General features: G+C 70.6%; 9 protein-coding genes (1 of these 9 running past the window's edge). 4 read left to right on the top strand and 5 right to left on the bottom strand.

Annotation, left to right across the window (positions count from 1 at the left end):
- Nucleotides 1-19 precede the first annotated feature (19 nt).
- Together istA and istB are read left to right on the top strand one after the other, a co-directional pair.
- Nucleotides 20-1,702 carry an IS21 family transposase gene (gene istA / locus OG883_RS43125; protein ID WP_266553737.1) on the top strand — a complete coding sequence of 561 codons (1,683 nt, stop codon included), beginning with the start codon at nucleotides 20-22 and terminating at the stop codon, nucleotides 1,700-1,702.
- Nucleotides 1,699-2,535 (top strand): IS21-like element helper ATPase IstB, encoded by an 837-nt coding sequence (gene istB, locus OG883_RS43120; protein WP_266553735.1) that lies wholly within the window; start codon nucleotides 1,699-1,701, stop codon nucleotides 2,533-2,535. Before istA ends, istB begins: the two co-directional genes overlap by 4 nt.
- A gap of 182 nt (nucleotides 2,536-2,717) precedes the next feature.
- On the opposite strand, the gene OG883_RS43115 is transcribed toward istB, so the two are convergent.
- Nucleotides 2,718-3,452, bottom strand: a complete 735-nt coding sequence (locus OG883_RS43115) for an N-acyl homoserine lactonase family protein (RefSeq protein ID WP_266553733.1) — start codon at nucleotides 3,450-3,452, stop codon at nucleotides 2,718-2,720.
- Between the two features lie 389 nt (nucleotides 3,453-3,841).
- Here OG883_RS43115 and OG883_RS43110 point away from each other — a divergent pair, with 389 nt between their 5' ends.
- Together OG883_RS43110 and OG883_RS43105 are read left to right on the top strand one after the other, a co-directional pair.
- The gene (locus OG883_RS43110) at nucleotides 3,842-4,162 is read left to right on the top strand and encodes a hypothetical protein (protein WP_266553731.1); all 321 of its coding nucleotides are present in this window, start codon (nucleotides 3,842-3,844) and stop codon (nucleotides 4,160-4,162) included.
- 133 nt (nucleotides 4,163-4,295) lie between these two features.
- Entirely contained in the window at nucleotides 4,296-4,613 is a 318-nt protein-coding gene (locus OG883_RS43105; RefSeq protein ID WP_266553729.1) for a hypothetical protein, read from the top strand.
- Nucleotides 4,614-4,678: 65 nt separating this feature from the next.
- On the opposite strand, the gene OG883_RS43100 is transcribed toward OG883_RS43105, so the two are convergent.
- The 4 genes from OG883_RS43100 to OG883_RS43085 all read right to left on the bottom strand — a co-directional run.
- Complete coding sequence (locus OG883_RS43100; RefSeq protein WP_266553727.1) at nucleotides 4,679-4,891, bottom strand: hypothetical protein; 213 nt, start codon at nucleotides 4,889-4,891, stop codon at nucleotides 4,679-4,681.
- A 38-nt stretch (nucleotides 4,892-4,929) separates the two neighbouring features.
- A complete protein-coding gene (locus OG883_RS43095) occupies nucleotides 4,930-7,011 on the bottom strand; it encodes a hypothetical protein (protein WP_266553726.1) in 2,082 nt (693 codons plus the stop codon).
- A 231-nt stretch (nucleotides 7,012-7,242) separates the two neighbouring features.
- Nucleotides 7,243-16,608: a toprim domain-containing protein gene (locus OG883_RS43090; protein ID WP_266553725.1), complete on the bottom strand. Its 9,366-nt coding sequence runs from the start codon at nucleotides 16,606-16,608 to the stop codon at nucleotides 7,243-7,245.
- 1,697 nt (nucleotides 16,609-18,305) lie between these two features.
- Nucleotides 18,306-25,726 carry the end of a UvrD-helicase domain-containing protein gene (locus OG883_RS43085; RefSeq protein WP_266553723.1) on the bottom strand. It continues 25,024 nt past the right edge of the window, so only the last 7,421 of its 32,445 coding nucleotides appear in the window; its start codon lies beyond the right edge, outside the window — the gene reads right to left on this strand; its stop codon occupies nucleotides 18,306-18,308.

Genomic DNA, 25,726 nt, shown 5'->3' with positions numbered 1-25,726 from the left:
TGCGGGTTGTCGGCTGGCCGTGTCAGGAGGCCGGGTTTTGCAGCGTGTTGAGTTGTTCGAGTTGATTCGTCGTGACCGCAGGCTGGAAGGCACCTCGGTCCGAGGGCTGGCGAAGCGTTACGGAGTGCACCGCCGGGTCGTGCGCCAGGCGTTCGACAGCGCGTTGCCCCCTGCGCGGAAAGCGATCGAAGTGCGCCGGTCGGTTCTGGAGCAGGGCAAAGGCTGGATCGACGAGATGCTGCGGGCAGATCTGACCGCACCGCCGAAGCAGCGGCACACCAACAAGCGGATCATGGAACGGCTGCGGGACGAGTACGGATTCCCGGTCGCCTACACAACGCTCAACGACTACCTGCGGGTGCGCCGGCCGCAGATCCGCGAAGAGGCCGAGCGGTCCCGGATGCTGACCGAGGGCATGGTCCCGCAGTTCCACCGGCCCGGCGAGGAGGCGGAGGTCGACTTCGCCGAGGTCTGGGTGAGGGTCGACGGCAAACCGATGGCCTGCCAGTTGTTCACGCTGCGACTGTCGTATTCGGGCAAGGCGGTCCACCGGGTGTTCTCCACGTCCGGCCAGGAAGCCTTCATGCAGGGGCACGTGGACGCCTTCCGGATCCTGGGCGGCATCCCGACCCGGCACATCCGTTACGACAACCTCAAGCCCGCGGTCTCGCAGGTCTGCTTCGGCCGCTCGCGGGTGGAGTCACAGAGGTGGGTGGCCTTCCGCTCGCACTACGGCTTCGACGCCTTCTACTGCCGCCCCGGCATCGAGGGCGCCCATGAGAAGGGCGGGGTCGAGCACGAGGGCGGACGCTTCCGTCGTTCGCACCTGGTCCCTGTCCCCGAGGTCGACACGCTCGCGGAGCTGAACGAGAAGATCGAGCAGATTGAGCTCGCCGAGGACGTCCGGCACATCGACAACCGGCCCACCTCGGTGGGCTTCGACTTCGACTACGAGGCTCCGCTGCTGGCCCCTCTGCCGTTCGAGGAGTTCGACATCGGGCTGACGCTGACGCCCAAGGTCGACAAGACCTCCCGGATCACCGTCCGGCAGAACAAGTACTCCGTCCCGGCCCGCTTCATCGGCACCAACGTCCGCGTCTCGCTGCGGGCGGACGAGGTCTGGGTCTTCGAGCGCAACGAGCTGGTGGTCCGCCATCCCCGGCTCGCGGGCCGCTACGGCTTCCGCGATCTGCTGGACCACTACCTGGAGATCCTGCGGCACAAGCCCGGCGCCCTGGAGCACTCCACCGGCCTCGCCGCGGCCCGCGAGAGCGGGAAGTTCACCGAGACCCACGACGCGTTCTGGGCAGCCGGCCGCGAGTCCCGGGGACGCTCCGAGGGCACACGAGCCCTGATCGAGGTCCTGCTTCTGCACCGGCGGCTGCCCGACGAGGCGGTCGTCGCCGGCATGAAAGCGGTCCTGGAGGCCGGTTCCGTCTCGCCGGACCTGGTTGCCATCGAGGCCCGCAAGGCCCTCGCCGCAGCGGGTGGTCCACCACCGGTCGTGATCGCCCCGCAAGCCACCGCCACCACGGTCACAGCCGAGCCCGACACGGCGGAGCCGACGGAACCGAAACCCGAATCGGCCCAGGTCATCACGCTGCCTCAGAGGCGTCCTGCCCTGCCCCCGGACTCCCGGCCCGAACCATCGCTGGCCGCCTACGGCCAGTTGCTCTCTATCCAACCGAAAGGCTCAGCATGACGCAGAGCACCACCCCCACCCCTGCGACCACGGGGCGGTGGGGCTCCTTCGGCCTGCCCGGCCAGCGCGGGCCGAACCCGTCAGAGGCAATCGATGCAGCCTGCCGGAGCCTCGGCCTGTCCGGGATCCGCGCACGCTGGGACGAGTTCGCCGCCCAGGCCCTGCGCGAGCAGGCGTCCTACGCAGACTTCCTGGCGGACCTCCTGGAGAGCGAGTGCGAGGACCGTGACGCCCGCCGCAAGGTCCGCCGGGTCAAGGAAGCCAACTTCCCCCGCCCGAAGCGGATCGAGGACTTCGACTTCTCGAAGAACCCGAACATCCCGCAGGAGGTCATCAACACCCTCATGCAGCCCGCCTGGGTGCAGGCCGGGAACCCGCTATGCCTGATCGGTGACTCCGGCACCGGCAAGTCCCACCTGCTGATCGGCCTGGGCACCGCGATCGCGGAGGCCGGCGGCCGCGTCCGCTACACCACTGCGGCGAACCTGGTGAACGAACTGGCCGAGGCCGCCAGCGACAAACAACTGGGCCGCACGATCAAGAAATACGGGCGGGTCGACCTGCTCTGCCTGGACGAGCTCGGCTACGTCAAGCTGGACCGCCACGGGGCGGAACTGCTGTTCCAGATCTTCACCGAGCGCGAGGAACGACATGCGATCGCCGTCGCGTCGAACCGGCCGTTCACCGAGTGGGACCAGACCTTCACCGACAAGCGGCTCTGCCAGGCCATCGTCGATCGGCTCACCTTCGAGGCCCACATCATCGAGACCGGCACCCAGTCCTTCCGCCTCGCCAGTACCACTGCCAAGCGCAAGGCGGCCACCGCCGCCTGATCTCACCTTCACCACAAGCGGGCGGGCGCCACAACACGGCGCCCGCCCTTTCGCGTTCCTGTCAGGGGAAGCGGCCGGGCGGGCGTCGTGAATCACACGCTACCGCCACCAACCCCGACCAACGGACACCATTCGGCTCCACCTCAGGACAGCCAGGAAACGTCACCCGATCGAGGGTCGTCCTACGTGGCAGAAAGTCGGGTTTCCGCTCCTCCAGTCTGTGACGGTTCCCAGACCGAGCAGTCATGGGCGAAGAACACACGTCGTGGGTCGAAGTCGGCGAGTCGATCCAGCCAGTGCCGATAGGGAGGAAGCGGCTGTTCCTCGCCGCGAAGTGTCGCGTGGCGGGCCAATTGCTCAGATGCGAAGTGAGAAGCGAGGTCGTATGCCTGACCGGCGAGTACTACTGTGCCGTCGCTTTGCCGGAGGGCCAGCGACTGGTGCCCTTGGGTGTGACCAGGCGTCGGAATGATCCAGATGCCGGGCCAGACCTCGATCTCGCCGGCGACTTCCTCGTAGGTTGCACCGGGGAAGTCGATCAGCTCGTCGACTGTGTAGTTGCCCCGGCGTGCGGTGGCCAGTTCGACGTCCTGCACCAGGATGGGCTTGCCGCCCAAGAGCGGGTTCCCGCCGATGTGGTCGAAGTGCAGGTGGCAGTTCACGATCATGGAAACGTCGGCGAGGGTGACTCCGGATGCCGAGAGGGCGTCCTGCAGCGCACGGCGGCGCGGCCGATAGTGCGCTTCGGTTTCGGGGTCTGCGTCCCCGATGCCGGTATCGAAGAGGAGCAGCCCGTTGTCGTGTTGCACCAGGTAAGCAAGAACGGGTTCGACTCGTGGTTGCGGGCCGCCCACTTCTGAGGCAGGCCGGATGAAGTACCCGAGGTCGAGTCGACGCACCGCCATGTTCTTCCGCATGCAGTCATCCTTGCGGGCCACCGTCTGAAATCCAGCCGGTCTGCTGACAGCGGAACCATCATGGGCCCCGCTGAGACTCGGCAAGGGTGGGGCCAGAAAGATCCGTTCCTTCCGCGACGCGTCGGAGCCCTTCACCCGGATGGGTCAAAAGTGGGGCCAGAACAACTCGTTCAAGTGGGGCCAAAACTGCCCGGCGAAAACAGCTGACCATCTACAGCCAGAGGAGCAACCGGCCCCGGCCGTAGTCCGCCGTCCGCCTGCGCAGGGGGTGGTGTCTCCAGGAGTTCCTGGAGACACCACCCCCTGCTCGTTGTGAGGTGGCCGGAATCGCCCCGCTTCCATGGGCCCAGGCCCGACACTGGGGCTTTCCGAAGAAAGGATGCTCCGCCGTGGCACGAGTCGTTCCGACCTACCGCGCCCGCTATGCCCACGAGGCCATGCGCGATCTCGAGAAGGAGGTCTCCACGGGTAAAGCGGTGTACGAGGACCCTCGCCAGGTGACCGAGTCGGTGGAGCTCCTGCAGAAAATCGCCGGCCACGCCGGGCCGGTGATCCTCCAGACGGCCACGGCCTATCGGTCGACCTCCCGCCATCCCAACAGCGATCAGAACCAAGCGGCCGACAAACTCCTGGGTGAGGCAGCGATCATCGCCAACCAGCTCACGCAGAAGCTAAATGAGGTCCTGCAGCAGGCCCGCTCCATCAAGTAGCGGCCGGCGCGTCCCCTGAAACGCCGGTGAGGCCCGACCAGACGTCTGGTCGGGCCTCACCGGCGTTTCAGGCGCGGCCTGGACACGCGGGAGTTCAGCCGGCCATCTGGAAGGCCTCGTCCAGGCGGCGGGTGTGATCCGGGGCCAGGAGGTCGGCCACGGGCCGGTTCAGGTCGCCAACGCGGTCGTGTTCGTACCGGATGACCTCGCGCAGCTGCTTATTGGAGTGGATCTGCTGTCGCAGCACGAGTCCACCAGTCACCCGGATGTCATCGATCAGTGGATGGCGCTGGCTGACCTGATGGGGAAGCACGGCAACCCCCGCGCGGCGATCGCGCTCTACGACGAGCTCGTCAAGGAGCTGGCCGAGCAGCTCGGCCCGCACGACGCGCGGCTTCTGGATGCCTACGAGGGCATCGCCCGCTGGGTGGGGGCGCAAGGCCGCGCCTGATCGGACGTACACGGACCGAGGGCGGCAGGGCCTGGGCCGCACGGCACCGGCCCGACCGCCCTCGGTCAGCGGATGCCGGTGTAGGAGTGCCGAGGCAGCTGCGCGTAGTGCTGCTCCTCCGCGGGAGGCATCTCGGCCAGGCGCGCTTCGTCGTGGGCTTGGCGTTCTTGCTGCTGCAGCCGAAGGTCTGCGGCGACCTTCCTCGTGCGGCGACCTTCTTCTTCCTGCTCGCGCAGCCTCGTCTTCCGCTGGAACTCCTCGAGCCGTGCGTCTTCCATTGGGCGCGTCCTTTCGCGTGGGGATGTGTGGGTGGTGGTCAGCGCACGCCGCCGCCGACGGTCTGCTGGTTCTGCTGGGCGTTGTGCTGTGCCTCGTCCACGTTGGTGGTCTTGGCGGGCGCGTTCTCGGCGGGTGCCGGATGGGCGGCCCGGGCTTCCGTGCCGGCGATCAGCTTTTGGCTCACTTCCTTGACCCGGTCCTCCTGGCCTTCAAACAGCTGGGCGAGGTCCTGATCGGTTGGGGCCTCAGCAGCGGGTGTCGGGCGGGTGCCCAGGTTGCCCGGGTGGCGGCGGTCGGCGGAGCGGTCCCGGCGCGGAAGCTCCGGCGCATCGGCCGCCGGGGCCGGGACGGCGGGGGCGGGCGGCGCGGGTGCGGCCGGTGCCTGCGTCGGCTCGGGCTCGGCGGGGGCGGAGGCTTCGGCCGTGGGGGCGGCTTCCGGCTCCGCCACCGGGGCCGGGGGAGCCGAGGATGCCGCCACGGCTGCGGCGCCCTTCTGTATTTCGAGCAGGTTCGGCAGGCGCTGCTCGAGCAACTCCAGTTGGGCGGGCAGCTCCTTGCGGGAGACGGTGAGGGTTTCGCGCGGCTTGAGGCCGTTGGGCGGGCCGACCACGCTGAGGGTCTGAAGCACGGCCAGGGCCCGCTCCGCCTGCGCGTGGGTGAGGTTCAGCTCGTCCGTCTCGCTCAGCACGAGCGGTGAGGCGACCGTGCCCTGCTCGACCACGTGCGCGGCCACCGCGCGGACCTGCTCGGCGCTGAGTTCGGCCTCCAGGGCCTGGGCGGTGAGCTCGGGCGGCCCGGCGATCTCCTGAGCGAACCGGTCGGCGACCTTGTTGAGGAACTGCGCGTCACGGTGGAAGGGGTTGTTCTCCACCCGTCGGCGCAGCGCGTCGACGAGGGCGAGGCGGGTTTCCACCGGATTGTCGGCGCGCATCCCGGCGACGAATTCATTGGGCGGGAACGTAGCCTGAGTGCCCCACTCCTGGACGCCATCGGCTCCGGCGGCGGCGATCTCCTTCTGGGCCAGGAGGAAGCGGATCTGCAGGTCTGTGCGTTCCTGGGGCGTGATGTTCTTGGCGCGCAGTTCCTGGCCGACGGTGCGTGACTCCTCGAAGAGCGCGTCCATGTACCGCTCGGGAGGGTCGGTCTCGTAGTGGCCGAAGTCGCGCTGTTCCTCTGCGCCGAGCGTTCCGCGCATGCGTTCCAGGCGCTGCTCGGCGTAGTGGAAGATCATGGCAGCGATGTTGCGGCGGCCGTCGGTGCCCCGGCCCTGGTTGTCGTAGCGCCGCATCACGGCCTGCGCGATCCCGGAGATCATTTCAAAACCGCGGAGCTGGGCGGTCTCCACCATGCCGTGCAGGCGCACGTCGAGGGCGAGACGGTGTCCGCCACGGCGGGCACGGCCGGCCAGCTCGCTCAGGGCGGTCATCAGCTGGGAGGCTTCGGCCAGTTCCGGATCGGCAGCCGCACCGGTGGACAGCGCGCTCTCCAATGCCGGGTCGTCCGGGCCGTCCACGCCCAGGTCCAGCTCGGGGTCGTCCGGCTCGGCCCGCCGCAACTCCTTGTTGAGCTTGAAGACATGGGCGATGAGCAGACGCGGGGTGTCCAGGGCCTGCACGGAATCGAGACCGGAGGCGCGGGCCGCGTGGTCTTCGGCGACACGCGTCAGGGTGCGCATGGCCTGCCCGCCCGGTGTGTCGCGCCGCCCCCCTGCGTCGAGGTGGGCGCTGACCTTGGCCGCGTGGCGGGCGATGAGGCTCGCAGCCAAGGTGGTGATCTTAGCCGCGTTAATCGCTGCCTGGGGTGTGATCTCTGCTTGCTCGTTGAGGCGCGCGAGTACGTCGTTGACCTGCTGGCGGATGTCGCGGATGGCATGCCAGTCGGGGTGGCTCCAGTACCAGGCCTCGTTGTTCTGCGCGGTGTTCATCGCGGCATCGATGCCGGCCAGATCGCGGGGGCCCGCCTCGGGGGGAGCGGCCGCGTTGTCCAAGGCCCGCGCCATGCGCATGCCGCGCTGGTTCTCGCGCTGTGCCCTGCGGACGAGCTCTGCCTCAGCGATATCACCCCGAGTGCTCTCGTTGAGGGGCATCTGCGGGTACGCCGAAGGCGGAGCACCAGCCACCGGACTCTCGTTGAGGGGCATCTGCGGGTACGCCGAAGGCGGAGCACCAGCCACCGGACTCTCGTTGAGGGGCATCTGCGGGTACGCCGAAGGCGGAGCACCAGCCACCGGACTCTCGTTGAGGGGCATCTGCGGGTACGCCGAAGGCGGAGCACCAGCCACCGGACTCTCGTTGAGGGGCATCTGCGGATACGCCGAAGGCCCAATCGGGGTCGTCATAGTCTCTCCACATCAAGGCTGGCTGGGTGCGAGCGGGGTGGTCTGGCTGGCGGCGAGGGCGTTGGCCTCGGCTTCCCTGTGTGCGCTCTTGCGGGCGCGGGGTGCGGGCGCTGTCCGTTCTGCCTGCTCGGCCCCGCTCCGGGGCTCGCTGCGTTTCTGCTGGTCGGCGAGGATCTTGCTGACCATCTTGCGGATCCGGTCCTCATCGAGTTCGGCAGGGTCCGCGGCTGGGGCGGGCGCCGGTTCGGCGACCGGTTTGCGCAAAGCGGGTGGGGTGGCGGGACGGGCGAGCAGGGAGTCGATGTCGGCGGGCCGTGCCAGCACCGTCCGAGGCGCATCGGCCCGGTAGGGGCCGAGGATCTGCTGTTCCTCCAGGCGGTGAAGGAGGCGGTCGGCCCGCTCGGCGGTGACGCTCATGGCGCGCCGGAGCGTGAGCGGGGAAGCGTTCTGGTGGGAGGTGACGGTCAGTGCAGCCTGCCGCAACTGGGCGGCGGGGATGGGTCCTTGCGGGTCCTCTCCGGTCGGGACGATCCCGATCAGGCGCTGCTGGTAGGCCCAGGCCACGCCGTTGAGGAGGTCGGCGGTGGGCTCGTAGGGATTGGACTCCTCTCCGGTGTGTGGGTCGGTGTCCCGCAGTTCGACGACCCGGGCGGACAGGCGCTCCGCCAGAAGGTCGTGCGCGGCGATCAGGTTCGGGACGGGCGGGGCGCCGGCGACCAGGCCGTTGTCGGGCAGGAAGTCCGCGCCCGGGGGCTGGCCGTGGAGTTGTTCGTAGCGGGCCCGCCAGCGTGCCCGGTTGATGATCCACTGTTCTTGGAGTTCACCGCGCTCGGCGAGCGTGGTGGTGGGGGCGGCCATGCGGCGCTCGAGGTCGCGCTCGATATGGGCGAGGTCCTGCATGCGCCGGTCGGTGCGCACCGCACGGGGGGCGGGCGGGGTGTCCGGGTCCTGGCCGCGCAGGCGGGCGACGGTGCGTTCCAGACGGGCGTTCAGGCCGGTGAGCCGGATCTTGGAGGCGACGGTCGCCAGTCCTTCGAGGATCCGGATGAAGGACGTCTTGGCCCGGTTCATCAGCTGCTCGCCGTCTGGGCCGTGTAGTCGGCGCAGGGCGGGCTCGCTTGCGTCCATCTGGGCCACGAGGTCGGTGATCTTCTCGTAGCGGGTGTTGGGCAGGCCGATGGAGTATGGGCGGAGCGCGGCGAGGGCTTCGTGTGCGCTGTGGTGGGCGACGGTGAGGTCGGCCGGCATCGGCGCCGGATCGCCGGGTGGCTGGGCGGCGGCGGCCTGGGCGATGTCGTCGAGCTCGGCTGACTCCTGGCTGAATCCGTTGTCGAGTTCCTCCCAGCTCAGCTCGGTGCCGATGGCCTCTTCCTGGATCCAGGAGCCGTCGTTGCGCAGGACCCAGATGTGGTCGTCGGCTGCGAGGACGTTGAGGGCCAGGTCGGGGTGGCCGGCGGTGTACAGGGCAAGAGCCTGCTCGGCGCGGTGCCGGGTCCGTTCCGCGCTCCCGTCGGGGCCCTGGGCGATCGTGTCGAGGAGGTCGGCGAGCTGGGCGGGGGTCGGCTGGGCGGGGAACTGCGGCGGGAGGATGCTGCGCACCGCATCCCGCCAGGTCTGGCTCAGAGGGGCGCCGAGCAGTCCGGCGGCCTGGGCGGCGCGCCACTCGACCGCGGCGAGCAGTTCGGGGCCGGTCATCTCGACGAGGCGGCTGTAGGACATGCGCAGTGAGTCGGTCCGGGAGGGGCCCAACCACACCACGACGGTGGGGTCTTCGTTGGTCTGGTCGTCGCCGGACGTGCTCAGATCGACGCCGTAGATGGTGCCCAGCTTCAGGGGCTGGGGCAGCCGGTTGGGTTCGGGGTTCTCGGTGGTGTGCTGGCCCAGGCGTTCGTGCACGGCGGTGTGCAGGGTGTACGCGGCGGTGGTGCGGTCGGTGTGCTCGACCGGCTTTCCGTCGACGGGTGAGGGCAGGACCATGCTCAGCACCAGCTCGTCGCGGGCGGGGTCCGGTTCGTCTGTCGGAGCGCTGGTGGAGGTCACGGGGCCGCTCGCGCGTGTCCCGGCGGGCCACTGCCCGGGCCGGGCGGCGGCGGGTCCTGTGCCGTCGGGGGATGCCGGTGCTGTCGCGGGAGCTGGCTCGGTGGCGGATTGGCGGCTGCGGACGTGGGAGTCGTTCGCGAAGTACCCCTCGGGGTCGGCGGCGAGCAGGTCCAGGGCTTGCTCGTAGACCTCGTTCTCGTAGTCCTCATGGTGCTTGCCCGGCCCGAGCAGCACGGCGGTGGCGGTCATGTGCCCGGGGATGCTCCACTCCTGGTCGAGCCGCTTCGCCCAGTCGAGCGCGGCCTGCTCCAGCGCGGCCGTGTCGCCGGGGGCCTGCGTCTGCATCGTCTGGTGGATGTAGCGCGCGGCCTGGGCGGCAATGGCCCGAGTGCGCGGGAAGAACTTGGCGGAGTCGAAGGCGTGGTTGACGCGTTCGCCTTCATCGGCGTTCTTCATCAAAACCGCCTCGACGGCGGCGTTGAGGAGCGGCTGACGCTGTTCCAGGACGCGCAGCACGGGACTGGCGCCGTCACCGTCGGCGTTGATGCCCTCCTCCCACAGCTTCGCCGCGTCCTTGGCATCCGGGGCACTGGTCACCGTCGTCTCGCCGGCGGCCTGCAGCAGCAGGTCCCACTTGTCGAGCAGGACCTTGCGGCCGCTGTCGTCCGCGTCCAGGAACACGATGTGGGAGCGCGGATTGTCGGTGTCAAGGCCACGCAGGACGGTGAGCTGGCGCTCGGTGAAGGCGGTGCCCATCGGGGCGCCGACCACCGGCCGCTGTTCGAGCGGCACGGCGGCGGTGGCTCGCGCGACAGCAACCGCGTCGAGATAGCCCTCGACGCTGACCCGCGGCCCACTGCTGCTGGCCAGGGCCTGCGCCTGGGCGGGGTGGTGAAGCCCGAAGACCATGTCGCCCTTGCTGAACAGGGCCGCGTCGTTCGAGGTGTTGAAGTACTTCGGTCCCCCGCGCTCCTTGGCCTGTGCCTCGGTCTCGCCGGGCCGATCGATGCGCCGCCCGCTGAAGCCGACGATGTCCCCGTGCTCGTCGTGGATCGCGAACATGATGCGGTCGCGGAAGGGGTCGATGAGAGTGTCGCGCCGACTCCGTGTGGCAAGGCCCGCCTGCAGGAGTTCCTCATCCGTGAAGCCCTGGTCCCGAAGCGCGCGCACGAGAGGGTCCCAGCGGCCTGCACGAGGGTCGGAGGGCGCGTAGCCCAGGCCCCATTCCTGCTGTACTTCGGGGGGAAGCTGCCGCTCCTCGGTCAGGTAGGTGCGTGCCAGTTGGGCGTTCGGGTCGCTCTGCAGCCGATCGGTGAAAATCTTCGCGGCTGCGTTGTTGGCGGCGATCAGTCGCTCGCGCGGCACTGGAGCCGCTGTCGATCCGGTGGCGTCCTGCAGCGCGCCCTGGCCTACCTGGGGGGTGTGCTGGAAGTCGACGCGGTAGGCGGCCAGTCCCTGCTCCGGGTGCTGACGGATCGCCTCATGCAGGGCGGGGCGGAGGTTGTCCGCTACTTCGCGGTCCTGCTCGGCGTTGCCGCTGGTCTCCAGGGTGATCACGACGGTGTGGTCGGCGGTGAGGACCCCCGTTGCCTCCAGGGTGACGCCGAGGTCGGTGAGGGCGGAGCGAGCCAACGCCGTGAGCTGGGCGACAGGGTCGGCCAGGGCGGGCGGGGGCTGTTCCGTAGCCGCAGGGGTGGTCTCCCTCTGCTCGGCACCGTCCTGCGACTGCCCCTGGGTTCCCTCGGGGCCCGCCGCGGAGTCAGCATGGACCGAGGAGGCACCTGTGCTGATCGGCGCCGCTGCCTGTTCCTCCCCGGTGCCGGAGCCCGGGGCCTTGGGGGTCTCTTCCGCCAGGGGCGTGGCCGCCCCATCAGTGGCGGCTTCCACTCCGGGGTCCGGCGCTGCCACGGTCGCCGGGGCAGCGGGAGCAGACATCTCGGCGGATCCCGGCGGGTTCCGCGGTGCGACCGCTTCGGCCACAGGCGGTGCGGGCGCTGTCGTGGTGTCGGCAGTCGTCGCGGCCGGGGCGGCGGGCGCGAGTGCCGGTGCGGGCTGCTCCGCCTCGGCCGGGGCAGGCTGACCCTGGTCCGGCCCCGGAGCCACAGCCATCTGTGCGGCTGCGGAAGGCACGTAGTCCAGCAGCGGGCGGTCGCCGTCATCGCTCGCGTTCATCCACGCGGTCACCGCCGCAAGCAGTACCTCCGGGGTCACCCGCGCAAGGTGATCCGCCCCGATGCTCACGGTTCGGGCGTTCGCTTCTTCATCGGGGAGGGCGAGCCCCAGATAGAGCGACCGGACGGATTCGGCATCCAGGGTGACCATCGCGTACACCGGGCGCCCGTGAATGTGGGCGAGCAGCTCGATGCCCGGGGCGCCGCTGGCCAGATGGGTCTGCGCCTGGGCCTGCAGGCGCGGCGCGGCCTCCGCAGCGCTCATGAGGACCTCGCCGGGCGGCAACTCGAATATGGGCATCTGGCTGTCGTCATCCGGGTCCACAGCCATCGCGGTGGCCTCCTCTGCCGTCTCGGGCGTCTCTTCGGCGGGGTCCTCGGTGCCGACGGGTTGCTGGGGAACCTGCTGAGCGCGGTGCTTGAGGTACTGGCCGAGCTCCATCTCGCCGTCCTCGGTCTGCTGGACGAAGGCGATGAACTCGCCCTGGAACGCGATCTTGTGCAGCTCGCGCAGTCGCGGAGCGTGGTTGCTGCGCCCGGCCTGGCCGAGGACGAACTTGGCCATGGTCAGCTGTGCGCACCGGATGTGGTGGCCCAGTTGTTGTGCGAGGCGTGTGCGCTGGTTGCCGTCGTCCGCGCCCGGGGCGAGAGCAGCCTGCAAGGCGAGCAGGGCGGTCAGGCCGGGAAGGCCGAGGGCGCCAGCACCGGCCAGAGTGGTTGCTGCTTCCTCTGCTGCCGGGGTACGCGAAAGCCATTGTTCGTGCTGGTCGAGCTCTGTCAGCAGGGCCTCGTGAGCGGCGGCGTAGGTAGCCGCGTCCGGGTAGGGCTCAGCGGCGTCCATGTCCAACCGCGTGTCCCGGGACTCGGTGTGGCCGGGGGCGGCGGGGTCTACGGCTGCGGCCTCGCTCGGCTGCGCGCTGGTGGCCACGGTGCCCTCCTCACGTACGGCGGCTGATGGGCGTGGCGGTCGGATCCCGGACTCGGGAGTGGCACTCCCCGGCCGGTCGCCGGGCGCGACGGTGGCGGCGTCCGCTGCCGTGGGATCCGGCTCGGTACCGGGAACCTCCTGTGTGCCGGTGGGCGCGGGTGTGGTCTCGGCGAGCAGAGTGGAGGTGTCGGGGCCGTCCTCCGGTGCCGCGTCCTCCGGCACCGGCCCGGGGACGGCCGGGCTGATCGCGGAGGGGGCGGTTATGGAGGTCGGCGGCGCCTGGGCGGCGCCGGCCTCGGACCGTGTGGCCGGTGTCGAGGCGAGGGGAGCCTTGCGAAGGCCTTCGTCGGTGCGAGTCTCCGTCGGCTGTTCCAACGTCGCCTCACCGACTTCGGGTTGGGCCTGCGCGGCCTGGTCCTGGGCCGGGTCCCGGGGGGCAACCTGTTGGGTGAGGGTGCTGTCGTCGGCCGCGGTCGGAGCTGATGCGCCGGCCTCGACGACGGTGCCGTCGTCGGTGTTCGGGGTCGCCTCTGCGCCAGCGCCTTCTACGTCCGGTGCTTCCGGTCCAACAGCCGGCTGATCGAGTAGCGCGCCCTCCTCCACCTGCGCAGGCACGAGCCCAGCGGCCGCACCAGCAGGCCCGACGTGGTCAGACGGGCTGGCCGCCGAATCGGGCAGCGACTCACCCTCGACCAGGGCCACGTCAGCGCCTTGCTGGTCCGGTTCTTCAGAGGCGGCGGGGACCGGACGGGGTTCGACAGTGCGCCAGGTCGTGCGGCGGTCGGCCACGGTGTCGACCGTGTCGGTCTGGCCCAGCGCGTACGCGCGGAGTGCGTTGGCTACGTACTGGGCGGCTTCAGCCACATTCTCCGCAGCGGGCAGCTGCGGGTACTTGACCGCCGCATTGCCGAGCTGGCGCAGCTCACCCGTCCATCCGGTGGCATCCTCCAGCACGTTGACGATGGTGTCCGCGTCGAGACCATAGGCCTTGGCGTGTTCACGGACCGCGAGGAGGTAGGTGACGACGATGCCGGTGACGCGGCCGCGGTGGACGTCGTCGGCCTGCACCCCCTGCGTGGTCTTCCACTGCGGGCTGCGCACGTTCTGCACGTAGTGGTCGGTCGCCTCCTTGCCCGCCTCCTCCAGCGCAGCGCGCAGGTTCAGTACGGCCCGGGTCGCGTACCCGTGGGTGGCGGGGTCGGCCAGGGTTTCCAGCGCGGTGGCAGCGTTCTCGTCGTACTGAGCCAGCGGATACTGGTACGTCCAGTACGCGTGGTCGGGGCCTGCCGCGACGTCCGCGACGTCGCGGGCCGTCGAGCGTGCGGCTCGTTCAGCGGCCTCTGCCGCCATGGCATAGGTGGCCTCGACGCTCTCCTCGCTTCGCCCGCCACCTCTCCTGTGCCAGGCCGCGGGCAGGGGCGCCGGGGCGGGTGGCAGCGGAGTTCCTCCGCTCGCCTCGGGTACCGGGAGGACGGCCAGGGTTGCGTAGTCGATGGGGGGCAGCGGCGCCTGATCGACGGTCTCCGTGTCCCGGGGGACGGCGGGCAGGGTGAGGTTGTGGTGGGTGCACCAGTTGAAGCCGCGCTCGGAGAGGCGGACCTGCCCGCCCGCGTCTTGTGCCAGCCCCTCGTCCAGGACCGTACGGAAGTGCCTCTGTGAAGGGGCCTGTCGGGTGGGGCGCCGTGGGTTGGTCAGCATGAACACGCCGTCGACCACGCTGATAGTGCCGCGCGCGATTTCGGCGAGGGCCTGGTGCCGCTCCCCGGAAAACCGCGGCAGTGCCGCTTCCGTCTCGCCCGTCGAGGGGGCGGATTCCGCTGCAGCGGCGGCTTGATCGTCAAGCTCTGGTGTCGCGGCGGACACCGGCTCGGCGAACATGGCGGTCTGTTCCTGGACGCCCGGCTGCCGGGTGTCGGCGGTCGGTTCCCCTCGCGGCGCGGCGTGCCGCCGCTCGCCGAGTTCCGAGAGCCTTGCGAAGCGGTCCTTGGGCCGGTCGGGGTCTACAGGGGGTACATGGATGAGGCCGAGCGCACTGAGGGTCCACAGCGCGTGGGTCGTCCAGTCGTAGGTGGGTGCGTTGCCCCTGCCTTGGGGGTTGTGGCGGTACCACTCGCCCAGGGACCGGGAGATGATCCCGCGGGCCACGTCGTCCAGGGCCTTCTGCTCGTGCTCGTTCAGTTCAACCGCGAGCGGGTCGCGCTGATCGGCATGCCTGGCGGCGTGCCTGCGGACCATGGGCATGATGTCGCGCTCGCGGCTGACCGTTCCGATCTGCTTGGAATTCGTGGTCGAGGTGGGATCGGGGATGTACCGGACGCTGTACTTCTTGCGGGTAAAGCCCGGTGTGCGGTAGCAGTACCGGCCGTTGGGCAGGGTGATGTCGTAGTCGCCATCGAACCGGCCGGCGTACCCCTCGAAGCTCTCCCCCGCGCTCGGGTCGATCCCGAGGACTTCGCCTGCCGCCGCGATCTGGGCCAGCCTCGCGCGCCCACGTGCCTCGAAATCGGTGGCCGGTGCCGCGGTCTCCTCACCGGTCTCGGCTGTCGCAGCGGCCGGGCCGGACGGTGCCGGTGCGCCGGGGAGGATCGGGGCGGGGCGTGCTCCCTCGCTCGCGGCCTCGGGTGCCGTCGGGGCAGAGGTGGCGGTGCTCGCCGGTGCGGCACTCGGGTCAAGGGGCGGCGGTGCCGTACGGGAGGGCATCGGAGCCGGGCTCGGACGGCCGCTCTCGGGTGTAGAGGAGGCAACGGGGACGCCGGGTATCGTCTGCGGTGCGACGGTGGATTCCGGCTGGGGAGCGTCGGCCACGTCCTCGCTGGGTTCGTCAGCCGTCACGGTCGCGGGCAGGTCCGCGGGCATCTGCAGCGCCGTGTCCGGCTGCGCGGGCGTCTCCTTGGGTGCGCTGGTGGGAGCGGCGGCGGCCTGCTGCGTCTCCTGCGGGCGGTAGGACCGGGCCCAGGGGTCGGGCTCGCCGGGCGGGGGAAGCGTCGAAAACGCCCCTTCCGCGGCGTGGGCTTGACTGCGGACGTTGGCGGCCAGGCGCTGCAGCACGCCCTGTCGCCGCCGTCCCTGCGGCGTCGTGGTGTCCGTGTGCGCGGCGACCTCGTCCACGGCCGTGGCCAGGCGGCGCATCTGGGCCGTAGAGACTTCCTGGGACCACTGCTCGGCCGCGGTCCGGAGGTCCGGGTCGGCGACGGTTTTCCACTCCTCTGCGAGTGAGCGCAGTTCGCGGGTCTGGGCCTCACTGAGCATCGAATAGAAGATCGGCGATGTGACTTCCTCGGGCCGGATGTGTCGGAACGCCTGCCCGCCGGGCATGGTGTCGCTGGTGGTCCCGAGGACGACGAAGCTCGCCATGAGCTCGGCCGCGCGCAGCGGGCCGCCCTTGCTGTCTTCGGCCCAGGACGTGCTGCTGCGAGTACCGCCGCGCGCGTCCTGCCCGTACCAGGTGCGGCCACGGCGCCGGATCCAGCCGATGACCTCTCCGGCGCTGTCGATGACCTCACCGTGGCCCTCGTCCAGGTTCAATCGCGCCAGACGTGCGTCGTGCCCGTGCAGCGCCATGCCCTCGGGCGACATGGCGGCGGCCAGGTCCTGGGCCCTCCGCTCCTGTCTGGCCAAATCCACCGGCTCAGGCGGGCGCGCTTCGCCCGGCCGGGACAGCCGCCCGGTCGGGTAGAGCTCGTACGTGCCGCCCTCGTTGACGAGAACGCCGTCGGGGCTCTGCGCAACGACATATCCGCTGCCGTTCGGTGTGACGACCTCCTCGTACGTGTCGTACGTCCGGGTCTCGTCCTCCGTGGTGCTCGAGTCGGTGTCCCCGCCTTGGCCGGTCTCCGGTTGGGTTTCGGCGTCGGGCCGCTCGGCCGATGCGTCGGCCGGGGCAGGGCTGTTCGCTGTGGCGCGGGCAGGCGGCGCCGGTCGCCGCGCGAGGTTCTCTCGCTCGGAGGTGCTGTCGCTGGCAGCCGAGCCAGCGGGGTGAAGTGCGGGTGCGTCTGGGTCACCGCGGGCATCGGCGTCCCCCGCCTGGCTGTCGGTGCTGCGGGGACTCCTCGCCCCAGTGCGGGGAGCCCCGGTGGCCGCACGGTCGTTCGTCTGGGCTGTGGTGCGGGCGTCGGCGGGCATGTCCTGGCCGGGCAGGTTGGTGCGACGGGATCCGCCCGGAGGCCTCTGCTCGGGTGCGAGGACGCGGGGAGCGTCGTCCGCTGCGGACCAGCCCGCAACCGGGTCGGGAACCGTCAACCCTGACGGCGGCTCCTCCTCCTCTGCCCAACCCGAATCCGGCGTCAGGACGCGCGGCGCGTTCTGGTCGCTCGCCCACCCCTCGGCCACAGCACCAAGAGCCGAAGGCGCGTCCTCATCCCACCAAGCATCATCTGCGCTGCCGGTGAGCGCCGCACCGCCTGCTTCGCCCGCGTCCCGCTCGGGTGCGAGGACGCGGGGAACGTCGTCCGCTGCGGACCAGCCCGCAACCGGGTCGGGATCCGCCAATCCCGACGGCGGCTCCTCCTCCGCCCAACCCGAATCCGGCGCCAAGGCGCGCGGTGCGTCTTCCTCACTCGCCCACCCCGCGGCTACAGCATCGAATGCCGACGGTGCGTCCTCCTCCCCCCACGCACCATCTGCACTGCTGGTGAGGGCCGCACTGCCTGCTTCCCCGGCGCGCTGCTCGGGTAGGAGGACGCGCGGGACTTCGTCTGCTGCGGACCAACCCGGAGCCGATGCGGGGACCGCCAGCCCTGACGGAGACTCCTGCTCCCAAACTGAATCAGGCGCAGTCGCGGAGACCGGCTCCGCTGCGGACGCGTCAAGGACGCGCGGCGCGTCCTCGTCGCTCCCCCACCCTTCGGCCACTGTGCCGAGTGCCGAGGGGGCGTCCTCCTCACCCCACGCGTCAGCCTCGTTGGTCGGGACAGCGCGTTCGTCCGTTTCGCCGCCGTCCTGCCCAGGCGCGAGGACACGAGGTACATCGTCCGCGGTGGACCATCCTGGGCCCGCGTCGACTGGGGTCAAGCCGGACGGCGGTTCCTCGCTTGCCGTCCAGCCAGATCCAGGCGCAGTCGGGGAAGACTCCGCCGCGGACATGTCCAATACACGCGGCGCGTCCTCGTCGTTCCCCCACCCCTGGGCCACAGCACCAAGTGCCGAGGGCGCGTCCTCCTCACTCCACCCCCCGTCGGCATTCGTGATGACGGGGGGACCGGATGCTTCCCCGGCGCCCTGCTCGGGTGCCAGTACACGAGGTACGTCGTCCCCTGCAGACCAGCCCGGGGCCTCATCCGGAACGGCCAGGCCAGACGGTGGTTCTTCCGTTGCCCAACCAGTTCCAGGCGCCAACCGGGAAGTCGGCTCCGCCGCGGATGGGTCCAGGACGCGCGGGGCGTCCTGGTGGCTCGCCCATCCTTCGGCTCCGGGGCCGAGAGCTGAAGGGGCGTCTTCGTCTCCCCACGCGCCGCCCCCACTGCTCGGGGCGGCGGGGCCGTCGGCTTCCCCCGCGTGCTGCTCGGGCGCGAGGACGCGAGGTACGTCATCCACCGCAGACCAGCCTGGGGCCTCATCGGGAGTGACGAGGCCCGACGGTGGCTCCTCCTCGGTCACCCACCCTGGGGCAGGCGTCAGGACACGCGGCGCGTCTGCCTCGTGCGTCCATCCTTCGCCGACGGCATCAAGTGCCGAGGGTGCGTCCTCTTCGTCCCAGCCGGCGTCTGTGCTGCGGGTCGGGATCGGGAACTCCTCGGGGGCAGTGGCCAATTCGTCACCTCGTTGATGATCACGGGTGGCGGCCGGGCCGCCTGCATTCCCTGGGGCAGATCAAGTGCCTTTCGACGCTAGGGATCACGGGTGGTTGGGGGTGCCGCCTACCTGCGGCCCTCCCGCCTGGGGGGATTGGCGGCTCAGAAATCTTGTGGCCGATTCCCCCAGGCGGTCCGTGTGCTCCGTCACCGGCTCGGCGAGGCGGCCTGAGCGGCCTGCCGTCCGTGCTCGTCCGGACGGGGCTGCCGCGGTTGTCCTGAAGGAGTGGCCGGGGAAGGCGCCTGGGGCATCTGGCGTTGCTGGGCTGCGGCCTTGAGGCGGTCACGGACCCGGCGCGCGCGGTCGGCGTCGTAGCGGTCCTGAACGAAGGCTTCGCCGTAGCGCTCCACGATCTGGACGACCTTGTCGCTCGTGGCTCCCTGGAGGTCGGCCCGGGTGAACAGGCCGGAGGCCGGGGCCTGGGCGTCGAATCCGAAGCGCAGCACGTTCCCGTGCTGCGGGTGTCCGGTCACCGCGACGTACAGGTTCAGGGCGCTCATCGTGTTCTGGAGAGTGGGCACGCTGGGTGCGTCCGGGTCGTCCATGAGCTTCAGGAGGTCCTCACGCAGTCGGTCCGGGGCGATGGGCCCGGGATCCATCGTGCGGGGCTGCCGCTGGGGCTCGGGCTGGGGACGGCGGGCCAGCACGCCGCGCAGTACCTGTTCTCCAGTGGCGCCTTCGAGCTCCGCAGCAGTGAACTGAGCTGCTGCGCGCCGTGTGGTGGGATCGAACCCGAACTGCACGACCCGCCCGTGCCGGGGACTCTGTGCGACCCGCACGTAGAGCGGGAGGCCGCCAGCGACCCCGTGCTCGGTGGGCGTGGTGGGTGCGCCGGGGGCGTTGAGCAGGCGCAGCAGGCCCCGGCGCAATTCCTCACCCTCGGACCGCTTGGTGGGCAGCGCCGTCACGTTCTGCGGCTCTGCCTCCTCCCGCGGCTCGGGCTCAGGCTCGGGTTCCAGCTCGGGCTCCGGGTCCGGGTCCACGTCGGCGTCCGCTTCGTGCGCGGACTCCAGCTCGTCGGCCTCGACCTCCGGGTCGGCCTCCGGCTCCAGGTCTGCGCCGGCTTCGAGTGCGGATGCCAGCTCCAGAACTGCTGCGAGCTCCGCCTCGATGTCCAGGTCCCGGTCGGCGCCGGCTGCGAGTTCGGCTGCCAGCTCCGCCTTGAGTTCTGCGGTCAGCTCCAGTTCCGCGTCCGGGTCCGGCGCGGCCTCTGCTTTCGGCTCGGGTGTGACGACCGGCTGAGGTGTCGGCCGGGCCAGGGCGGTGGGTTGCGGCTGTGACTCCTGCGGTGCGAGCGGCGCGCGCAAGGAGAGCCGGTAGACGTGCTCGGGCAGTTCGAAGGCCGTGGCCTTCAACTCGACCGAGGCCGGCTGGATGTCCGCGCCGTTCACGATCGTGGCGTCCATCAGGTAGGTGCGCTCGCTGCCGCCGTGGGGGTGGTTGTGGGTCACCATGGCGCGGCCGCGGATCCGGATGGTGTCGGCGACGGCTATCCCGGCGGCGCCGGTCGGTGCAAGCGGTGTGCCGTCGGGAGCCAGGTCGAATTCGATGACGTCGTCGTTGAGCACGTATTCGGCGTCCAGGCGCAGGCCGATGGGCTCGCCGTCGGCGTCGAGGACGGTGTCCGCGCCCGGGCGCTGTACGGGCAGGTTGCGGGGCAGGTGCCAGGTGCTGTCGTCGTCCAGGTTGATCGCTACGGTGCCGAACTCGGTGTCGGCGCGCTGGGTGACTTCCCAGGCCTTGTCCTCGTCGTTGATCCGCAGCCAGACCCAGTCGCCGGGGGTGAGGGAGTCGGCCCAGCGGAGGGTGTCGTCACTCTGTTCGGGGCGCTGGGGCTGGGCCTCGAAGAGCTGCCACATGGCGTCGCTGGGGGAGTTGTGGTTGTCGTTCGCGCGGTCGTGGTGGGCGCGCTCCTCCAGGATGGTGTGGTTGAGGTGGACGACGTCCGCGGCGCTGAGCTGGGTGCCCAGCCGAGGGTCGCTCCAGTCGATCGGCATCCCGGTGGTGGTCTCCAGCTCGGTGAGTCGGCCGGCGAAGGCGCGCGCTTCTTCCAGGGTGGGCAGTCCCTCCAGGGGCTGGGGGGTGACGGCGAGGTCGCGGGAGGCCTCGGGGGTGAGGTAGAGGTCGGGCAGTAGTCCGTCGAAGGGCAGGCCGCTGCCGGCGGGAAGCACCTCGAAGGTGTCGCCGGTGCGGCGGATGGCGAACTGTCCGTCGTCGGTGAGCTCCACCAGTTCGCGGTCCTGGGCGAGTTTGCGCACCTCGATGCGGCGTCCCGGGCTCAGTCCGGGGATCCTTGCCGATATCAGGTGGGTGCGGACTTGGCCGAGGGAGACGAAGCGTCGCTGTCCGGAGGCCGTCTCGCCGGAAGCGAGAGGCGAGGCGACCAGGACGTGGTCGGTGGAGCGGATGTTCTTTATCTGCTCGCCGGTGGCCGCGTCCAGAACCTGGATCCAGCCTATTTTCGCGCCCTTTTCGTCGGGGGATTCCTGGATCCGGACGAGGACCGGCACCTCAAGGGGGACAAAGTGCGAGCGCAGTTGGCTCGTCTGGGGATTGTTGGTCTCTCCCTTCCACCAGAAGGTGCCGTCCGCGGCGGCCACCTCCCCCAGGACCTTCTTGACGGTGGTGAACTCGAAGGCGGCCGGGCCCGGCATAGAGGGGTCGGTCTGCTCGGGGGCAGGCTGGGGCGCCTTCTGGGGGGTGGGCGCGTTCAGGCGCTCACCGGTGCTCTCGTAGTACTCCTTGGCGTAGCGGCGGTCACGCTCGTCAAGGCCCTGGGTGACCAGCGCGTGCAGGATCGCCTGCTTGATGTCGTGGCCGTGCTCGTCCCTCCAGTGGACGGCCTTGATCTGCAGGGCACGGAAGGTGGGGTTCTCCATGTCCCAGGGGAAGGGGTGGCCTTCGGCGTCGCGGATGCTTTCCAGGGCGTCCGCGATCCGGTTGGCCCGCTCCCGGGTCTTGATGTTCTCGCCCCAGGGGCCGAAGACCTGGGTGAGACGGTCCGGCGCGCGGACCGCGTAGCACTCCTTCTTGATCGTGATGATCGCGAGGCGGCCGTCCGAGCTCAGGTGCGTTCCGGCCTCGGGCTTTCCGTGCTTGTTGCACAGCTCGGCGATGGTCCGCTGGCTGCGCTGGTCCGGGTCGGCCTTGTAGCGGACGACGCTGCTCAGGTGGGCCTTGAGCAGCATGTTGGAGTCGGCTCCGGTGGGGATCCTCTTCCCGTCCGGTGTGCGGGCTATCACGCCGTCGGCGGTATGGACGAACTTGTCTTCGTCGGTGAGGACGAAGCGCGGGGCCGGGGCGGGGGCGGGCTTGGTGGTGGGCTTGGAGAGAGGCTGATTCTCGGGGACGCCGGCCAGGTACCGGCTGAGGGCGACTGCGGCGCCTTCGGGGCTGGCGTACGCGGTGCCCTCGGCCAGCGCCAGCTGGCCGTCCGCGACGAAGTGGAAGCCCTCGGCGCTTGCCACGATGGTGCCCAGGCTGGTGCCGTTGCGCAGGACGCCCCGGACACCACTCGGGTCGGCCGCCTCGAGTACGAGGGTGCCCAGGTCGCGCCGGAAGCCGTCCGGGCCGCCGAGTTGTTCGGCGTCCTTCTGCTGTTGGCGGCGCTGTTCCAGCTCGGCGCGCAGCGCATCGCGCAGTTCAACGGCGCGGACACTCGGGCCGGTGTCGCCCTGCACCGCGTATGCGTTGAGCCACTGGTCCAGGGCCGTGGCGCGGGTTTCGAGCTCGGCGACCGCCATGCTCTGCGGCGAGCTGGAGAAGAGCGGGGGCTTGGGTGTGCGGTCCTGCACGAGAACGGGGGCTGCCGCGCCGGGGCGCGGTGCGCGCTCGCGACGGTCCAAGAGGGTCACGAGCTGGGTGGCGTCCCGCCAGGCCAGCACCTCTTCGAGCCCGTGGAAGTGGCCGCGCTCGTCGCGCAGGGTGTGCGGTCCGACCTCGACCGCCTGGGCCCACTCGCCGCTCTTGCGCAGCAGGACCTCGACAGGCGAACCGTCCTCGCGCGGCTCGAGATCGGCGACCGCCCACCGGCCTGCCCGCTGGGGGTAGGACAGCTTCATCAGGTCAGTGAGGAGGGCGGCGGGAACTTCACGCGTGGCAGTCGGCTCTGCAAGGGGCGCCGGTGCCGGGACCTGCTGCGGCTGCGGCAGGGCGTCGGTGGTCTGAACCGCGCTGACCTGGTCGCGGGTGAAGACCAGGACGCGGCCGTCCGCGCTGGTGCCGGCGTACGAGCTGGCGTCGGCCAACTCCACGGTGATCGTGCTGTACAGCTGCTGCGGCCCCTGTTGGCCGGTGGCCGCGTGCGCGGGGTGGTGCGGATCGAGAATGCGGACCTGCTGGCCGACCTCGATGTCGGGCCGGGCGCTCGGGTCGGCGGCGATCCACCCCTGGGGGGCGGGCTGGGTGCGGTTGCGGCGGTCGTGGGCGGCCGCTTCGCCTTCCACGGTGCCGCCCTCGACGGCCGTTTCGATCCGCCCGTTGAAGGGGCGCTCTGCACCCAGGGCGCCGGAGAGGTACACCGCCTGCTGGAGCTGAACCTGGTCGCCGCCGACGGGGTTCCAGGCCACGAAGATCCGCATGCCGGTGCCGTCGCCGACCTGGATCTTCACGAGCTGGTCGGTGCCGCGGGTGTCCTTGGCGATGACCTTGCCGAGGACCGGCGCCAGGGCGGGGCCCGGCCGGTGGGCCTGCGCCTTCGCGGTGCCCGGGTCGGGGGCAGGGACGCGCAGGTCGGGCGCGAGGGTGAGGCTGTCGCGGATGCGTTCGGCCTCTTCCTTGTCCGGGAAGAGGGCTTCGAAGGGGTCCTCGCCTTGGTGGCGGATCCAGACGACGTCGCCGCTGGTGCGGTCCAGCACGGCCCAGCGACGGCCGGCGTCGGTTGCCCGGGCCCGGACCTGGAACGCCGGACCGTCCCCGGCCGGCGGCTGGGCCGTCGTGGCTGCGGGTTCGGGCTCCGGTGCCACTTCCGGCGCATTGCCGGATACGTCGCTCTGCGCGGCGGGTGCGCTCTCCTTGACGGGCTGAGGGGCGGCCTCTTGACCGGCGGCCCCCGTGTGCGTCTCCGGCTGCGGCACGGGCGTCGCCGGTGCGGCGAAGAGCTCTGTCCCGGTGCGGATGCGTTCGATGTTCTTGCCGGTTGCGACCTCTTCGACGTCGACGACGCCGCGCGGCCCGAACTGGAGGCGGACGAGGACCGGTTCCTTGATCGGGTTCTTGCGGCTCGCTGCCTTGCCTCCCCACCACAGGGTGCCGTCGGCCGCGGCGAGTGCGTTGGCTTCGCCCGGCTTCATCACCGCGAAGGTGGAACGCGCAGGAACCGCCGTCTCGGGCGTGGTTCCCTCGCGGGAAGGAGCTGGTCCCGTCGCGGCGGGCGCCGGTGTGTCGGCGGCGGGCTCCTCTCGGGCGTCCTGCGCGGCGTTGGTCTGCGGGGCCGGTGAGGGGGCGCCGTCGGTCATTGCGGCTCCTCGGGAGGCGTAGCGCTCTTCGGCGAGGACGCGCAGGTCCTCGATGTACTGCAGGGATCCGAGGTCGAGTCCGCGCATGCCGCGGGTGGCGGCGACGTAGGCCAGGCGCAGTTCCTCGTCCTCGGGCAGTTCGACGGGCTGGCCGGGTTCGGTGCTGGTCTTGGGTCCGCGGAAGTCGGTGCCGATCTGGACCAGTTGCCACTCAAGTCCCTTGGATTTGTGGGCGGTCGAGACGATGAGGTCGGCCTCGTCGGCGTTCTCGGTGAGCTCGCCGACCATGTCGATCAGCGTGTCGGCTCCGTGCTCGTCGACCAGGCGCACGAAGCTCTTGAGCTGCTTGGCGCTGTCGTGCTTGTCGACGTAGCGCTGTACCTGCTGCCAGGAGCGGAAGGGCACCAGTTCGGGGTGTTTGCGGGTCTTGCCCTTCTCCTGGAGTTCCTTGGCCCCCTCGGCCATGCGCTGCAGTTCGTCGCCGCCGCCGACCATGTGTACGGCGCGGCCGTCCTCCAGGGCGGCCAGGACGGCGGCGACCACGCCGGTGTTGTTGCGGCCCAGGACGGCGTTGGGGGTGTCGATGGGGCCGATGGGCGTGGCGATCGCGTCGTTGCCCTCCATCAGGTACGGCGAGCCGAGCAGCTTGAGGAACACGTTCGCGATGTCGGCGACCTCGGGGCCGAACCGCCAGCTCTTGTTGAGCGGCAGTTCGATGTCGGCCGGCCAGTCCTCGAGCGCGTTCTCCGCGCCGCGGAAGCCGTAGATCGCCTGGTTGGGGTCGCCTACGATGACGACCTGCGCGGCTGCGCCCTGGGCGGGGCGCATGTTGTCGAACACGATCTTGCGCAGCACCGGGTTGATGTCCTGCGCCTCGTCAAAAATGATCGTGTCCGCGTGGATCTTGGGACGCGACAGGGCCCAGATCTTGAGGTAGTCGTCGTGGTGGAAGTTCAGCTCCCGCGACGCTGGGTCGGTCTTGTCGGCCCAGGCCTCACGCGCGTAGTCGAGAACCTCACGGCGCAGACGGCTGGGCCGGGCCGCGACGTCGAGCAGGGGATGCTCGAGGTCGGGTACGTGCTCCAGGCCGATCCCGTCGGCGTCGCTGTTGCGGAAGTTCTTGATGGCTTCCTTGACCAGGACGACGATGTCTTCCGGCGCCAGTTCGTCGCCGCCGTCGATGTGGGGATGCGAGCGCACCCCGAGGAGCTCAGCCCAGTCGGCGTTCGCGTTGGTGCCCACCCCGCCGTCCTGCTGTCCGTCCGTCACCTTCTGCGCGAGGTCGGTGGAGCGCATGTCGCGGGCCGCGAGGGAGTGGGCGGTGGAGACGCTGACGTGCCGCAGACCCGCAAATTTCTTCCGCGCGTCCTCGGCGTTGGCGGAGTTGAAGGCGAGGTACGTGATGCGCCGGTTGAGCATCCTGCGCGCCAGGGCGACCATCGTGCTCGTCTTTCCGGTGCCGGCCAGGGCCTGGACGGCCACGTTGAGGCCGTTCTGGGCGGCCACGATGATGGCGCGCTGCTGGGCGGTGAGCGGGTAGCCCTCGGCCTCCTGGGCCGTCTGCTCGTACTGGGCGCGCAGTTCCAGGGTCAGCGCCTGTCCGAGCCGGTCCCGCGTCTGCTGCCAGACGGCGTCGAGGGCCTGGATCCGGGTCCGGACGGTCTTCTCCAGGCGGCTCGCGATGATGGCCGTCTTCGGGTGGTTGCGCCAGCTGTCGTGGTTGGATTCCCAGCGGCCTTCTCCCTGGTAGCCGAAGTGCTCCTTCTTGAGCCACTCCCGGAGCTCGGCGTCGTCCTCTCCCGGCTCGGTGCCGGTCACGATCACATTGGTGCGCAGGGCCTCATCGCGGAGGACGGCCAGGCGCTGGGACGGGCGTGGGTTGGACTCCTCCCAGCGCTGTCCGGCCTCCGGGTCTGCTACCGGCACCGTGTCGGACTCAGTGAGCACCGCCGTGGCGGCTACAGCCGGGGCAACACCGGTCTCGGTCGGGGCGGCCTGCGGGCCGACCACGGGCGCCGTGGAGTCTGCTGCTGCCGGTGCGTCGGGCGCGGCGTCCTGGGACGGCCCGGGCGCCGGGACCTGGGTCTGCACGGGCGCGGTCACGGTCTCGT

It is taken from the genome of Streptomyces sp. NBC_01142 (assembly GCF_026341125.1).
In the GTDB taxonomy this organism is placed as follows: domain Bacteria; phylum Actinomycetota; class Actinomycetes; order Streptomycetales; family Streptomycetaceae; genus Streptomyces.
This window is presented reverse-complemented; position numbering and strand designations above follow the sequence as displayed.